17 protein-coding genes are annotated in these 14,758 nt (G+C 64.0%); 10 read left to right on the top strand and 7 right to left on the bottom strand.

Going from position 1 to position 14,758, the window contains the following annotated elements; genetic code table 11:
* Positions 1 to 120: 120 nt before the first annotated feature.
* Complete coding sequence (locus tag RJ527_10605; protein ID WND74495.1) at positions 121 to 879, bottom strand: NRDE family protein; 759 nt, start codon at positions 877 to 879, stop codon at positions 121 to 123.
* 127 nt (positions 880 to 1,006) lie between these two features.
* On the opposite strand from RJ527_10605, the gene RJ527_10610 reads away from it, so the two are divergent.
* Entirely contained in the window at positions 1,007 to 1,330 is a 324-nt protein-coding gene (locus RJ527_10610) for a DUF1476 domain-containing protein (GenBank protein ID WND74496.1), read from the top strand.
* A 5-nt stretch (positions 1,331 to 1,335) separates the two neighbouring features.
* Here the strand turns inward: RJ527_10610 and RJ527_10615 are convergent, their stop codons facing one another.
* On the bottom strand, positions 1,336 to 1,632 hold the full coding sequence (locus RJ527_10615) for a hypothetical protein (GenBank protein WND74497.1): 297 nt from the start codon (positions 1,630 to 1,632) through the stop codon (positions 1,336 to 1,338).
* 16 nt (positions 1,633 to 1,648) lie between these two features.
* A complete protein-coding gene (purB, locus tag RJ527_10620; GenBank protein WND74498.1) occupies positions 1,649 to 3,040 on the bottom strand; it encodes an adenylosuccinate lyase in 1,392 nt (463 codons plus the stop codon).
* Between the two features lie 137 nt (positions 3,041 to 3,177).
* On the opposite strand from purB, the gene RJ527_10625 reads away from it, so the two are divergent.
* From RJ527_10625 to RJ527_10655, 7 genes are all read left to right on the top strand, one after another.
* Positions 3,178 to 4,176 (top strand): hypothetical protein, encoded by a 999-nt coding sequence (locus RJ527_10625; GenBank protein ID WND74499.1) that lies wholly within the window; start codon positions 3,178 to 3,180, stop codon positions 4,174 to 4,176.
* Positions 4,177 to 4,280: 104 nt separating this feature from the next.
* Positions 4,281 to 5,648 (top strand): Gfo/Idh/MocA family oxidoreductase, encoded by a 1,368-nt coding sequence (locus RJ527_10630; GenBank protein ID WND74500.1) that lies wholly within the window; start codon positions 4,281 to 4,283, stop codon positions 5,646 to 5,648.
* 86 nt (positions 5,649 to 5,734) lie between these two features.
* Positions 5,735 to 6,229 (top strand): CBS domain-containing protein, encoded by a 495-nt coding sequence (locus RJ527_10635; protein WND74501.1) that lies wholly within the window; start codon positions 5,735 to 5,737, stop codon positions 6,227 to 6,229.
* Positions 6,230 to 6,358: 129 nt separating this feature from the next.
* Positions 6,359 to 6,535: a hypothetical protein gene (locus RJ527_10640; protein WND74502.1), complete on the top strand. Its 177-nt coding sequence runs from the start codon at positions 6,359 to 6,361 to the stop codon at positions 6,533 to 6,535.
* A 110-nt stretch (positions 6,536 to 6,645) separates the two neighbouring features.
* Positions 6,646 to 7,254: a diaminobutyrate acetyltransferase gene (ectA, locus tag RJ527_10645; protein WND74503.1), complete on the top strand. Its 609-nt coding sequence runs from the start codon at positions 6,646 to 6,648 to the stop codon at positions 7,252 to 7,254.
* Positions 7,255 to 7,276: 22 nt separating this feature from the next.
* Complete coding sequence (ectB, locus tag RJ527_10650) at positions 7,277 to 8,557, top strand: diaminobutyrate--2-oxoglutarate transaminase (protein WND74504.1); 1,281 nt, start codon at positions 7,277 to 7,279, stop codon at positions 8,555 to 8,557.
* A gap of 17 nt (positions 8,558 to 8,574) precedes the next feature.
* Positions 8,575 to 8,961, top strand: a complete 387-nt coding sequence (locus tag RJ527_10655) for an ectoine synthase (protein ID WND74505.1) — start codon at positions 8,575 to 8,577, stop codon at positions 8,959 to 8,961.
* Between the two features lie 177 nt (positions 8,962 to 9,138).
* Here RJ527_10655 and RJ527_10660 read toward each other — a convergent pair whose 3' ends face one another.
* The 3 genes from RJ527_10660 to RJ527_10670 all read right to left on the bottom strand — a co-directional run bounded on the left by RJ527_10660 (position 9,139) and on the right by RJ527_10670 (position 11,541).
* Positions 9,139 to 9,573 carry a hypothetical protein gene (locus tag RJ527_10660; protein ID WND74506.1) on the bottom strand — a complete coding sequence of 145 codons (435 nt, stop codon included), beginning with the start codon at positions 9,571 to 9,573 and terminating at the stop codon, positions 9,139 to 9,141.
* An 87-nt stretch (positions 9,574 to 9,660) separates the two neighbouring features.
* Positions 9,661 to 10,302, bottom strand: coding sequence for a flavin reductase family protein (locus RJ527_10665; protein WND74507.1), 642 nt, complete (start codon positions 10,300 to 10,302; stop codon positions 9,661 to 9,663).
* Positions 10,303 to 10,335: 33 nt separating this feature from the next.
* Positions 10,336 to 11,541, bottom strand: a complete 1,206-nt coding sequence (locus tag RJ527_10670; protein ID WND74508.1) for an MFS transporter — start codon at positions 11,539 to 11,541, stop codon at positions 10,336 to 10,338.
* A gap of 121 nt (positions 11,542 to 11,662) precedes the next feature.
* Here RJ527_10670 and RJ527_10675 point away from each other — a divergent pair, with 121 nt between their 5' ends.
* A complete protein-coding gene (locus RJ527_10675) occupies positions 11,663 to 12,910 on the top strand; it encodes an adenylate/guanylate cyclase domain-containing protein (protein ID WND74509.1) in 1,248 nt (415 codons plus the stop codon).
* Between the two features lie 81 nt (positions 12,911 to 12,991).
* Positions 12,992 to 13,540, top strand: a complete 549-nt coding sequence (locus tag RJ527_10680) for a DUF2062 domain-containing protein (GenBank protein WND74510.1) — start codon at positions 12,992 to 12,994, stop codon at positions 13,538 to 13,540.
* Here RJ527_10680 and RJ527_10685 read toward each other — a convergent pair.
* Entirely contained in the window at positions 13,537 to 14,712 is a 1,176-nt protein-coding gene (locus RJ527_10685) for a cyclic nucleotide-gated ion channel (protein ID WND74511.1), read from the bottom strand. The two genes, RJ527_10680 and RJ527_10685, sit on opposite strands and share 4 nt — an antisense overlap.
* Positions 14,713 to 14,758 lie beyond the last annotated feature (46 nt).

Here is a 14,758-nt window from a genome sequence, read left to right on the forward strand (position 1 = left end):
GGGTTTGTGCCCTCGTGAAGTTCCCCTTTGTGGTCGCTCCGAAATGGGGCGTCGCCTGCGGGGGAGGGGTTAGACGCACCATATAGCAGCGTCGGAGAGCCCGCTCAACAGAATAGGGGATCAGTTGGTGATTGGCCGGAACCCGCCGGGCCGGGGCCGCTCGGGACAGAACAGCCACTGGGGCTTCAGGGCCGGATCGAAGGGTTTCGGCAGGGCGATCAGCGACGACGACACGGTTTGGAACCCGAAATCCGTCGTGAACGCCATGGAATCGCGCTCGCTGCCGCCCCGCCATTCCTTGAACTCCGACATCAAGGCGACCCAGGCGTCCCAGCCCTCGGCCCCTTTGGCCGGTTCGGGCGGGGGGGCGGCCTCGAACAGCGGGCGGTAACGGCCGATGCGCGCCGACGCGTCGTCGTTCAGGTCATGGGCCGTGATCATCGACAGGCCCGGATCGATTTCCTGGGCGGAAACCTTGGGATTCGTGCCGTTGCCGGAAATCCAGAAGGCGCGGTTCACGTCGGCGACGATCAGGTTGAAGGATCGATAGGCGCTGCCGTCGAGATGGGCCAGGGCCTCGGCGGCGGCCTCGGCCTCGCCGTGGCTCAGGGCTTCCAGCGGCAATTCGCCGCGTGACCGCTTGCCGGCTTCCTGGCCCAGCGATCCGTGGCGGTTCAACACGCCGGCCACCATGCGGTCGTCGTTGACGCCCAGCCAGGTGCCGCCGGCGGTTCTATCCCGCCCGGCCGTGACATGGGGGGCATCCGGCCAATGGCGGCCCGGCGGGTCGGAAAGCCGGTCGGCCATCTCGTCGCGGTTGGCGGCGACGATCAGTGGCCAGTCATGGCCCGGGCGGCGTAGAATGACGAGTGTGCACATGATCGTTACATAAGGCCTGTGGACAGATTGCGCCAGCAGTTGCACGGGATGTTGCGATGACGCGCCAACCCGCGTAAATAAGCCCAGCGAAACCCATTACTCATTGGCCAGAACGGGAGCCCAGGACATGTCTGACGCCTTCAAGGACCGGGAAAAAGGTTACGAAGCCAAGTACCAGTTGGACGAAGAACAGCGGTTCAAGGCGGAATCCCGGCGCAACAAGCTGCTGGGCCTGTGGCTGGCCGAGGCCTTCGGGCTGAAGGGCTCCGACGCCGACGCCTACGCCCGCGAAGTGGTCCTGGCCGATCTGGACGAACCCGGCGTCGACGACGTGGTCCGCAAGGTCATGAGCGATATCGAAACGCGCGGCCTCGCGATCACCGAAGACCAGATCCGGCGCAAGCTCGACGACCTGCTGCACACCGCGGCCGAGCAGATCAAAAGCGAATAATTTTCTCAGCTGTCTTTGTCAGGATACCGGCCGTCGCCTTTTAGGTGACGGCGGACCAGCGTCGCGTCCGCCTCGCCGCGCGACGGCAGGTTCAGGCTGCTCGAATGGCCGAAGCAGCGGATTCGGCCGTCCGCATCCATCTCGACGAATCCCGCCGACACGGCCTTCAGGGGCCGTAGTTCCCCCGCCACCCAGCTATGGGTGAAGTCGTGGGGAAACAGCACGGGGGCCTCGCCCCGCGCCGAGGTGAACACGATGTATTTCATGGGAAAGCCGGGCAGGGGATCGGGCTGGTCCGGCATTCCTTGACCCTCCGGTCTATTCGCCGAACACCCGGCGGAACACGGTATCGACCTGGGCCGTGTGATAGGCCAGGGACGAGACCTCGAACAGCGCGTTCAGTTCCTCGGGCGTCAACAGCTTCTTGATGTCCGCATCCCGTTCCAGGAAGAACATCAGGCGGTTGTCGTAGGATTGCGCCTGTTCGTCCTCGGCGTCCAGATGGGCCGGCTTGTCTGGATCGTCCGGGTCGATGCCGAAGCTTTTCCACACCCGCATGGCGTTGCGCTGCACGATGCGGTAGGCGTCCTCGCGGGAAACGCCTTTCTGGGTCAGGAACAACAGCACTCGCTGAGCGTCGTGGATGCCGCCGAACTTGTCGATATGTTCCTTCATGTTGGCCGGATAGATGACCAGTTTTTCAACCACGCTGGCCAACCGCGCCAGGGCAAAATCAAGTGTTACCGTGGCGTCCGGGCCGATCATGCGCTCGACCGAGGAATGCGAGATGTCGCGTTCGTGCCACAGCGCCACGTTTTCCAGGGCCGGAACCACGGCCATGCGCACGATGCGCGCCAAGCCCGTCAGGTTTTCCGTCAGGATCGGGTTGCGCTTGTGCGGCATGGCGCTGGAGCCCTTCTGCCCCGGCGCGAAATATTCCTGGGCCTCGCGCACTTCCGTGCGCTGCATGTGGCGGATTTCCGTGGCCAGGTTTTCCATGGACGCGGCGACCACGCCCAGGGTCGCGAAGAACATGGCGTGGCGGTCGCGGGGGATGACTTGCGTCGAAATCGGTTCCGGCGTGAGGCCCATCTTCTCGGCCACGTATTCCTCGACGAAGGGGTCGATGTTGGCGAAGGTGCCGACGGCGCCGGAAATGGCGCAGGTCGCGATCTCGTCGCGGGCGTTTTCCAGGCGCCAGCGCGCGCGCTGGAATTCCGCATAGAACCGCGCCAATTTCAGGCCCACGGTCGTCGGTTCGGCATGGATGCCGTGGCTGCGGCCCATCACCGGGGTCATCTTGTGTTCCATGGCGCGGGTCTTCAGCGCCGCCAGAACCTTGTCGACGTCGTCGAGCAAAATCGTCGCCGCCTGTTTCAACTGCACGGCCAGACAGGTGTCCAGCACATCCGACGACGTCATGCCCTGGTGAACGAAGCGGGCGTCGTCGCCGATATGCTCCGCCAGTTCCGTGGTGAAGGCGATGACGTCGTGCCTGGTCTCGCGCTCGATCTCGTCGATGCGGTCGATGCGCGCCCCGTCATAGGGCTTGTCGCCCTTTTCCCAGACGGTCTTGGCGGCCTCTTTCGGGATCACGCCCAACTGGGCCTGGGCGTCGCAGGCGTGGGCCTCGATCTCGAACCAGATGCGGAACTTGTTGGCGGGCTCCCAGATGGCGGCCATCTGGGGGCGGGAATAGCGCGGGATCATGGAAACTCCGTTTCAGGCGGGAAATTATAGTCTGCACGGCGTCGCGGACAAGCGGACATGCCAGACTGGGGCGGATTTGAAAAGACCCGACCGCCTATTTCCGGGAATTTACGGCATTCCGGGGATATATTCAGGCCATGGATGAGCTCAGCACTCCGGCCGATCTTCCGGTGATTCCCCTGATCGACGCCGGGCGGGGCGGGGCGCCCGCCGTGGCCGAGGCCGAACGGGCGCGCTTCGAGGACCTGTTCCGCGCGGGCCGCGATCATTACGGCCCCCTGTTTTTGGGCCTGGGCGACCGCGTGACGCGGGCCTGGCTTGCCGATTGCCCCACGCCTTACCGCGCCGATCTCGACGCCTGCGCCGGGATGCTGGGGGCGGCCGGCGTCTACATGCTGAACCTCTCCTATGAATGGTCCTGCACCACGGCCGTGGGATGCCCGCCCTCGGGCCGCGGCAACCGCATGTTGCGCGCCCTCGACTGGCCGCTCCACGGCCTGGGCCGCAACGTGGTGGTCGCGCGTCAGGCAGGCGGCGCGGGGGGGTGGCTCAACGTCACCTGGCCGGGGTTCGTGGGGGCCGCGACGGCCCTGGCGCCGGGGCGGTTTTCGGCGGCGCTCAACCAGCCACCCATGAAGACATGCACCGCCAGTTGCTGGCTCGACTGGGCGATCGAGCGGACCCGGGTGTGGCGGCGGCGTCTGCTGCCGCCGACGCATCTGCTGCGTCTGGCCTTCGAGACCTGTCCGACCTATGACGCGGCGAAAATCCTGCTTGCCGAAACGCCGATCGCCGTGCCCGCCTTCTTCTCCCTGTCGGGGACGGAGCCGCATGAAGGCTGCGTCATCGAACGCACGGAAACCGACGCCTTCATCCGTGACGGCGGCGCCGCGGCCATCGCCAACCACTGGGTCGCCGGGCCCTTCACGGGCCGCCTGCGGGGGATCGACAGCCCGGGCCGCCTGGCCCGGATGGACGCCTGCCGGGACGAGGTCGAGGACGGCTTCGGCTGGGTTGTTCCGCCGATTTTGAATTCGACCACGCGGCTTGCCGTCGTCGCCAACGCGGCCACGGGGGGCCTGCGCGTGCGGGGTTACGAGGCGGCGGGGGTGGCGACCCGCGACTTCATCCTGTGACTTTATCGTGTGACTTTGGTCATTGACGGTCGGACCCGGTTTACTAGACTGCCGGACCCGGGGGGGCTCCTGGAACTGCGTGACGCAAGTTGAAGGAGACATCCATGAATCTGTTCACTCTGCTGAAGGTCCGTGCGGCCGAAGGCCGGCCGATCCGCGTCGGGCTGATCGGCGCCGGCAAGTTCGGCTCCATGTATCTGGCCCAGGCGCCGAAGACGCCGGGTGTGCACGTCGCGGGCGTGGTTGACCTGAACCCGGCCAACGCCCGGGCCAATCTGGACCGGGTCGGCTGGTCGGCGGCGCGCACCAACGTGGCTTCTCTCGACGCCGCCGTGAAATCGGGCCAAACCTATCTGTTCGACGACTGGCGGGCCCTGGTCACTCATCCCGCCATCGACATCGTCGTCGAATGCACCGGCAATCCCGTGGCCGCGGTCGATCATTGTCTGGCCGCCTTCGCCGCCGGCAAGCATGTCGTCAACGTGACGGTCGAGGCCGATGCCTTCTGCGGGCCGCTGCTGGCCGCCAAGGCCGGGGACGCCGGAGTGATCTATTCGCTCGCCTACGGCGATCAGCCGGCGCTGGCGTGCGAGCTGGTCGACTGGGCGCGCACGGCGGGTTTTCCCGTGGTCGCCGCCGGGCGCGGTCATAAATGGTTGCCGCATTTCCGGGAATCGACGCCGGACACGGTATGGGACCATTGGGGGCTGAGCGCCGAACAGGCCAAGGCCGGGGGGCTCAACCCCAAGATGTTCAACGCCTTCCTCGACGGCTCCAAGCCCGCCATCGAAACCGCCGCCATCGCCAACGCGACGGGGCTCGAGGCGCCCGAGGACGGCCTCGCCTTCCCGCCCGGTTCCATCGACGACATTCCGACCCTGATGCGCCCCCGCGACGAAGGCGGGATTTTGGAAAAGAAGGGCCTGGTCGAGGCCGTGGCTTCGCTGCGCACGGACGGCACGCCGATCCCCCACGACATCCGCAAGGGGGTGTGGGTCTGCGTCGAGGCCGATACGGACTACATCCGCCGCTGTTTCGAGGAATACCAGGTCACCACCGACCCCTCCGGCCGCTACATGTGCAACTACAAGAAATGGCACATGATCGGTCTGGAACTGGGGATCTCCGTCGCCTCCATCGGCCTGCGGGGGGAGCCCACGGGGGTCGCCACCTGCTTCAACGCCGACGTGGTGGCCACGGCCAAGCGGGCTCTCGCCCCCGGCGACATGCTGGACGGCGAAGGCGGGGCGACCGTGTTCGGCAAGTTGCAGCCGGCGGCCAAATCCATGGCCGAGGGGCGCCTGCCGCTGGGCCTCGCCCATCAGCTGAAGGTCGTCCGCCCCGTGGCCAAGGACGCCATGCTGACCTGGGACGACGTCGCCGTGGACGAAACCCAGAGCGCCACGCAAATCCGCCGCGAGATGGAAGTCATGTTCGGCGGCGGCGCGGCGGGCGCGCGGCTGGCGGGCTGACAACGGGCGGGCCGACAATTCGGCGGACTTGTCAGGATGCGGTCACCCGGCGGACCTAGAACGGGGTGTGTTTGAAAGGAATCTTGATGGTGTCACCACTGCCCGGGGACGGGGGAAGCATCCCCAAGTCCGTCCGCCGTCTGGTCGAGGAAAAGGGCTCGGCCGTCTCGACCATTTCGCCCGACGATCTGGTCGTCGACGCGGCCCGCATGATGGCGGAAGAAAAGATCGGCGTGCTGGTCTGCTGCGACGACCCGACGATCGTTTCGGGCGTCATTTCCGAACGCGACATCGTGCGTGTGTTCGCCGAACATCCCGAAGGCGTGGGCGCGATGCTGGTCCATGACGTGATGACCAGGGACGTGCGGACCTGCCACATGGACGACGACATCGCGACGGCCATGGCGATCATGCAGAAGGGCGGGTTCCGCCATCTGCCCGTCGTCGACGACGGCCGCCTGCGCGCTCTGATCAGCGCCACCGACATCCTGATGTTCTATATGAAATACGCCAACCTGAACGACCGCCAGGTCATCCTGGCGATCATCCTGGAATCAGGCCTGGTCTATCCTGGCGGCTGAGTGGCGGCCCGGCGGAAAACGTCCGAAAACAGCGGAAACCAGCCATTTGTGGATGCCGGCGGCGTGTATCACGGGGGCGTAATTTGACATTTCCGATAAAAACAGTAGGGTTTGGCCCGATGTTTGAGAATGATTTCAGCACCTATGGAAGTGATTGACCTGATCGCCCGAGATAAGGTTTTCACCCTGCGCGAACAGGCCGCAGAGGTGCCTCAGTGCATCCGCAGCACCGTCGCCCCGACCTGGGTGTTCATTGGCAAATACGCCATGCCGGATTCCGAACATCTGATCCCCTTCCAGGACTGATACCGACACCAGTCGGTCCTTTGGGCCGACAATTGAACCACCGTGCTCGCGGATGTGAGCACGGTTCTTTCCGTACGTTCATATCTCCAGAAAAATAACAGGAAAAATTCATGCCCGACCAAGCACTGACAACTGAACCCTCGGATCCTGCAACTAGGAATGGCGGGGGCTCCCTTACACCGATCGAGGTCAAAGTCGCCGCCACTGAAGCCGTACTTGACGTCGATGGTGTTGGCATACGTGCCCCGTCCTTAGGCGAGGGCGCGTTGATGTGGGAACTGGCGCGCGACGCGGGCGGGTTGGACCTGAATTCCCCTTACGCATACATGATGGCGGGCCGCCATTTTCAAAGCACCTGTGCCATTGCCGAGGTTTATGGAAAACCCGCCGGTTTCGTCATGGCGCACCGCATTCCGTCGCGCCCGGATGTCCTGTTTATCTGGCAGGTCGCCGTGTTGCCGGATTTTCGCGGCCTCGGCATCGCGAAACGGATGTTCGACCATCTCCTCGAGCGAGAAGAAAACGCAGGCGTGCGCACCATGGAAGCCACGGTGACGTCGTCGAACAAGGCCTCCGCCGCGCTGTTCGCGGCTTTCGCCAAAAGCCGCAATGCTGAATTGGACGTGCGCACCGGCTTCACCGCCGCCGATTTCCCCGATGGTCATGGTCACGAGGCGGAAGACCTCTACGTGATTGCGCCCATCGCCGACATTACCTAAAGCCCAGAACGAGGATTACCCGATGAAAACCTTCGAAAAGCATGAATCCAATGTCCGTGGCTATATCCGCAACTTCCCCACGGTTTTCGCCAAGGCCAAGGACGCCAAGCTGACCGACAAGGACGGCACGCAGTACATCGACTTTTTCGCTGGCGCGGGTGTGCTGAACTACGGTCACAACAACGCCGAGCTTAAAGAGGCCGTCATGGATTACATGGCCCAAGACGGCATCATACACGGCCTTGATATGGGGACCGAAGCCAAGGAAACGTTCCTGAAGACCTTCCATGAGGTGATCTTGAAGCCGCGCGGAATGGACTACAAAATCCAGTTCCCCGGCCCCACCGGCACCAATGCGGTGGAAAGTGCGCTTAAGCTTGCGCGCAAGGTCACGGGCCGCACCAACGTGGTGAGTTTCACCAATGCCTTTCACGGCATGACGGCGGGGGCTTTGGCATTGACCGGCAACGCATCCAAGCGTGCGGGCGCGGGCATGCCGCTGAACAACGTCACCACCATGCCCTTTGACGGCTATATGGGCAAAGACGTCGATACGCTCGATTACTTCGAAAAGACGTTGACGGACGCAGGCAGCGGCATCGACAAGCCCGCCGCCGTGATTGTCGAAACGGTCCAGGGCGAGGGCGGCATCAACCTCGCTGGTTGGCAATGGCTGCGCAGGTTGCGCGCCATCTGCACCCAGTACGATATCTTGATGATCGTTGACGACATCCAGATGGGGTGTGGGCGGACCGGCCCGTTCTTCAGCTTCGAGCCCGCCGCCGTCAAACCGGATTTGATCTGTCTGTCCAAGGCCATCAGCGGATTGGGCCTGCCGATGGCTCTGGTTCTGATTCGCCCGGACTTGGATATCTGGAAACCCGGCGAACACAACGGCACGTTCCGGGGCAATAACCTGGCCTTCGTATCGGCGGCCAAGGCCCTGGATTACTGGCGTGACGGCGCGTTGGAAGAAGACGTCGCCATCAAAGGGCGGCGCATTCGCGAACGTCTTTCTGAAATCGTCGACGCTCACCCGGAAGCCAACTTGCGTGTCCGTGGACGTGGGATGATCCAGGGACTGGTCAGCGAAGAGGACGGCCTTGCCGTCGATATTTGCCAAGAAGCTTTTGAAAACGGCCTGGTGATGGAAACAGCCGGCGTTGATGACCAGGTCGCCAAGGTCATGCCGCCGCTGACCATCGATGATCTGACCCTTGATAAAGGGCTGGATACGCTGGTTGAAGCCGCGGAGCGCGTCATCAAAAAGCGTGCTTCTGAAAACGCGACGGACGCGGCCTAAAGAAAGATCAAAAAAACATGATTGTGAAGAAACTCGACGACGTGCTCGGCACCGAGCACGAAGTCAAAGGCGGCACTTGGACCAGCCGCCGCCTGATCCTGCGCGACGCCGGCATGGGCTTTTCCATGCACGACACCTTGATCCACGCCGGAACGGAAACGCTGATCTGGTACAAAAACCACCTGGAAGCCGTTTACTGCATCGAAGGCAAGGGCGAGATCGAGGTGCTGCCCGATGGCCCCGTCTACCCGATCGAGCCCGGCACGCTCTACGCCCTGAACGGCAATGAAAAGCACTTGCTGCGGGCCGAGGAAGAGATGCGCATGATCTGCACCTTCAACCCGCCCTTGACGGGCCTTGAAGTGCATGATGAGGACGGCGTGTATCCGGCCCTCGCCGAGTAACGCTCTCTTCGCCAAAGGGTGCGATGGGTCAAAGGCGGCCGTTTATCAACGACGATTGCGGTCTCCGCGTTGGCCCCGAAGGACCACGGAGTGATCGGTGGATCGACGGGGGGCCAGAACCCGAAACTCCGTTTTGGTCCTGCCGAATGTATCGCAGGCCCCGGGGTGGCGGGTCGCTCAATGGCCGACGGTTTCCCCGCCCTCGCCGCCGAACCGGGTGGCGGCCCAGCCGATGGCGAGGCCGACCACCGCACCCTCGGCCGCGAACCACCAGGGGGAGGTCAGCGGGCTGCCGAAGCCGAAGATGTTGATCAGCACGGCTTCCATGAAATCGTAGGCGAAGAAGGTCAGGACGAAGTTCATCCAGGCCCCCAGGATCGTCGCGCGCGCCCACCAGGGCAGCGGCAGGTGCAGCACCGGGTGCCAGGTGATCACCCCCGCCAGCCCGATGATGGCGCCCAGGGTCGTGTACCAGAACAGGATGCCGAAACGCACCAGCCAGCCGACATCGGCCATGAAATAGGGAAAGCTGAGAAAGCCGGCGAGCCCGACCAGGAAGCCGAGCGCCTTGCCGATGGCGATCCGGGTGACGAGGGATGGGCGGTCGAACATGGGGGCGGGCCTCCTTCGGAATGACGAAGGGTCAGCCTAGCATCCCGGCAAGGCGCCGCCTTGATCTGGATTAAGTTTCGCCGGCGATCACGTATAGGGGTGAAAGCCCGGCCGTTCCATGGTGAACAGGGTGTCGGCGGTGACTTCCGAATAATCTTGATAGCCCATGCGTGCGATGGGGTGCAGCTTGCCGATGTCGATCTGGCCGTTATCCATGATCAGATCGTCGGCGATGTGGATGCCCACGACCTCGCCGAACACCACGGTGTAAAGGTGTTCGCCCTTGGTGTTGGGCAGTTCCACCGACTGCACGACCTTGCATTCGAAATGGATGGGCGATTCCTTGACGCGCGGCGGCTTGACCAGGGTGGACGGGATCGGCGTCAACCCGGCCAGCGCCAATTCGTCCTGGTCCGGGCCCAGGTCGGCGGAGGTCTGGTTCATGGCGTCGCGCGTGTCCCAGGTCGCGAAGTTGTGCACGAATTCGCCGGTTTCCAGCGCGTTGCGCAGGGAATCCTTGCGGCCGTCGGCGCCGTCGACCCGGCTGGCGCCGGCCGAAAACATCACCGTCGGCGGGTTGTAGGCGACGCCGTTGAAAAAGCTGTAGGGCGCCAGGTTCACGTTGCCCGCCTTGTCCACGGTGGTGATCCAGCCGATGGGCCGGGGCACGACCAGGCTGTTGAAGGGGTTCTTGGTCAGGCCGTGGCCGTCCTTGGGTTCGTAAAACATGGGTGTTTCCTTAAAGGCTGGGTCGCGTGGGCGTCAAAGGCGGGCTTTGCGGTACAAGGCATACCACAGTAGGCCGGCCGCCTGCATCCCGGCGACGATCAGGAAGGCCGTGCGGTAGCCTTCGGGCGCGAAGTGGCCGGGCGACGTTTCGGGCCATTGATAGATGACTTCGCCGACCCCCCACTGCACGGCGAAGGCGCCGAAGAACACCATGACGTTAAGACCGGTGACGACCCGCCCGGTCAATTCCTTGGGGAAGGTCTGGGACAGCACCGTATAGGGCAGGATGCCGAAGGTCCCGAACAGGCCGAAGGCGTACCACACGGGCGTGGTGTCCTCGAACGGGTCGAGGGCGATGACCGTCAGCGAAATGGTGAACATGATCATACCGAACACGGACACGGCCATGGTGCGGATGCCCGCGCGGGCCAACCGGTCGGCGATTCCGCCCATGGACACGAATCCGACGACCATGAAGGCGGCGATGAACAGAAGCCCCGTCGCCATTTCCGATTGTTCCAGGCCCGCGACGTCGCGCAGCCAAGGCCCGGACCATAGGGACTGCACCCCCAGATAACCGCTTTGCACCAGGACCGAGGCCGGCGCCACGCGCTTGAACGCCGGGTCGGCGAACACGCGCTTGATGCCGTTCACCATCTCGCTCAGGGTTTCCGTGCTTTCCGTGCGGTCGCGCTTGGGCACGGCAAGGAACAGATAGGCCGCCGCCGTCAGCGTGACCGCGGCCAGAATGAAGAACACGCCGCGCCAGTCGGTGAATGACAGGGCCATTTCCACGGGCTTCGTCGCGGTCAAGGCCCCCATGCCGCCGAACGCCATGTGGATGCCGGTGACCAGGGACTGACGCTGCGCCGGCACCCAATGGGAATAGGCCTTGAACGCCGCCATCAGGCAGGCCGAGGTGCCGAAGCCGATCATCGCCCGCCCGACGACCAGGCCAGGCGTGCTGCCGGCCATGCCGAATACCAGGGCGCCGGCGGCGGCGACCACCAGAAGCGCCGCCTCGACCTTTCTCGGGCCGTAGCGGTCCAACAGAATGCCGAGCGGTAATTGGAAGGCCGCGAAGGCGAAGAAATTGGCGCTGGTCAAAAGCCCCAGATCCGCCGCCGTCAGACCGAGGTCGGCAATCAGGTTGGGCGCGATGACGGCATTCACCACCCTGAACAGGTAGCTCAGGAAATAGCCGAAGGCGAAGGGAAGAAAGACCTGAAAGACGATCATGGATGGGCCTATATTATCGTTGAATTCCTGCCGGGAGGCCGCCGGCGGGGGCGGAGACCTTGCGCCAAACATTTGCCGAAGGCAAGCGCAGGGCGGGAAAACATACATAGGTAGGAAGCACATGGGGCCTGGCGGCGGCTTTCCGTACGGCGACTGGGAACGGGACGTTCAGGCGATCAGCGACTGGCTGGTCGCCGAGGCCCTGGGCCGTGTCCAACTGCGCCCCTTGTTGGCCGGATTGTGCGATGCCCTGAACGCGGCCGGGTTGCCGGTTTTGCGTGCCATTTCGGCGCTCAGCACGTTGCACCCCATGTATGTGGCGCATACCTATACCTACGTGCGCGGGCGTGGCAACGTGACGTCGGATATTCCGCATGGCGCGCATAACACCGACGCCTGGCAGAAAAGCCCTTTGAAAACCATGTTCGACAACGACGTCACGGAATGCCGCTTCGACCTGACCGATGACAAGCAGGTGACGCCCTATCCCCTGTTGGGCGAGGCGCGGGATTTGGGCGGCACTGATTACGTCGGTTTTCTGACGCCCTTCGTCACGGGGGTGGACGTGCCGGATTCCGTCCATGACCTTGACGGTCTGATGACGTCCTGGGTCACCGATCGGCCGGATGGCTTCGCGGCCAAGCATCTGCGCGCACTCCGGCGTCTGGTGCCGCGCTTCGCGCTTGCGGCCAAGCTGGCCAAGCGGGAGGAGACGGCGCTTAACATCGTCACCGCCTACATGGGCCGGGACGCCGGCTGCCGGGTGCTGAACGGCCAGATCAAGCTGGGCGACGGCGAGGTCATTCCCTCCGTCATCTGGTATTCGGACATGCGCAACTCGACCGAACTGTGCGAAAGCCTGAGCCATGGCGACTACCTGGCTGTGCTTAACCAGTATTTCGCCTGCACGGCGGGGGCGGTGATGGAGGGCGGCGGCGAAGTTCTGCGTTTCGTCGGCGACGCGGTACTGGCGATCTTCCCGATCGGCGAGGACGGCGGCTACAGCCCCGAGGATGCCTGCGCCAAGGCCCTGACCGCCGCCGGCCGGGCCGAGGAAAAGCTGGAAAAGGTCAATGCGGAACGCCGCGCGGCAGGTCAGCCGGAGTTGGATTTCGGGCTCGGCCTGCATGTCGGCGAGGTCATGTACGGCAACATCGGCGTGCCCGCGCGGGTCGAGTTCTCGGTCACCGGCCCGGCCGCGAACGAGGTCGCGCGGCTGGAAAACCTGACCAAGGAAACGGGCAACCGGGTCGTTGTCTCGGCGCGGTTTTCCCGACACCTGGACGTCGACTGGCGGCCCCTGGGTGCGCATCGCCTGCGGGGCGTTTCCGGCGAACAGGAAGTGTTTGCCCCGCCCAAAGCGGGCTGATAAAGCAAATCCGGGAGCAAGAAACTGGGCATCAACAAAAACGGCAACGGGACGGGATACTGGCATGGCGCCAAGCGCTTCATGCGCTACAAACTCCTGGTTCCCATGAAACGCAGTCCGCATTCGCCGGAATACACCGCGCGCGGCGTGTTCTGGGGCGTGTTCTGGGGCCTGACGCCGCTGGTCGGCATCCAGATGCCCCTGGTCACCGCCCATTGGCTGCTGTTTCGTCTGCACCCCAAAACCAGCTTCCACCTGATCCAGGGCCTGGCCTGGGTGTGGATTTCCAATGTCTTCACCATGGTGCCCATGTATTACGGCTTCTACGTCACCGGGCAGGTGATGCTGGGCCGGATCAAGCATGTGTCGGGTTACGATTCCTTCGCCAAGCTGTTTAATTTCGACGCCTGGCAGGAAGAGACGTTTTGGGAAACCGTGACCCATTATTTCGAATACGTGTGGGAACAGTTCGGCCTGCCGTTGGCCGTGGGCTGGATTCCCTGGGCGCTGATCGGCGGATGGGTCGGCTACCGGCTGTCGCTGAAGATCATTCGCGACCGCCGCCAGCGCATCCTGGCCAAGCGCCTGCGCGATTCCTTGGCGGCGGACGACACTGCCCCTAGCGCCTAGGCGCGGGGGTCCTTCGCGATCTCGGCTTCCTGTTCGGCCCGGCGTTCCCTGACCGCCGTCTCGATCTTATGGCGGAAGTCGGCGTCGTCCTCGGACAGCCTGTCGAAATCACCCTTGGCAAGACGCAGCAACCGGCAGTCGGTCAGGCAATGAACGCGGACCAGCCGCGGCGCATCGCGGTACAGCGCCATTTCGCCGAAGAATTCGCCGACGCCCATGTCGATGGCCCGGCCCGGCAGATGGACGCGCACGGTGCCGCTCAGGATGAAATACATGGCGTCCGCCGGGTCGCCCTTGGTGAACACGGTGCTGCCCGCCGGCAGGCGGCGGGATTGCAGCCTGCGGACGATCTGTTCGATCTGAACCGGGTCCAGGTGGGAAAATGCCGGTACGCCCGACACCATGCCGAACGAGATGACGAAATCGCGTTGATGGATATCGCGGGAAAAGGCGGAGGCGATGATGCCGATGGGAATGGCGAACATGCCGAGCCCGAAGATCATCATGGTCCCGCCGACGATCTTGCCCAGTGCCGTGACCGGCACGACATCGCCGTAGCCGACCGTGGTCAGGGTCGCCAGGCCCCACCACATGGCATGGGGGATCGAGGCGAATTTGTCCGGCTGCACCGCGTGCTCCAGGTGAAAGACGATGGTCGAACAGACGACCAGAAGGCCCAGCATGACGACCAGGGCGGCGCCCAGGGCGCGCCGTTCCTCGGCGAGGACGCGCATCAGGGTGTTCAGGCCCGGCGAATAGCGTGCCAGCTTCAGCATTCGCAGCAGGCGGAAAATCCTCAGCACCCGCAGATCCGCCGCGGGCATGAGCAACGACAGATAGAAGGGGATGATCGCCAGCAGGTCGATCAGCAGATAGGGGCCCATGGCGAACCGCAGGCGGCCCAGGAAGGCGCCGTGACGGGCGACCGGGGGATGTTCGACGGCGACCCACAGGCGCGCCAGGTACTCGGCGGTGAACACGGCGACGGAGACGCGGTCGAAGGTGTGAAACAGGTCGCCATGGGTTGCGTCCAGCCCGGGCACCGTCTCCAGGATCACCGACAGCACGTTGGCGACGATCAGGGCGACCATGACGATGTCGAACATCCGCGATCCGGTATGGTCCGGATGGCTGGCCTCGATCAGGTAATAGATTCGGCGCCGAATGGTCACGATCGCCCGCCTTGTTCCCTTGCGAAAAGATATCCGTGCCAGCCTA

The sequence above is a fragment of the Thalassospiraceae bacterium LMO-SO8 genome (assembly GCA_031655335.1).
Lineage (GTDB): Bacteria > Pseudomonadota > Alphaproteobacteria > Rhodospirillales > Casp-alpha2 > UBA1479.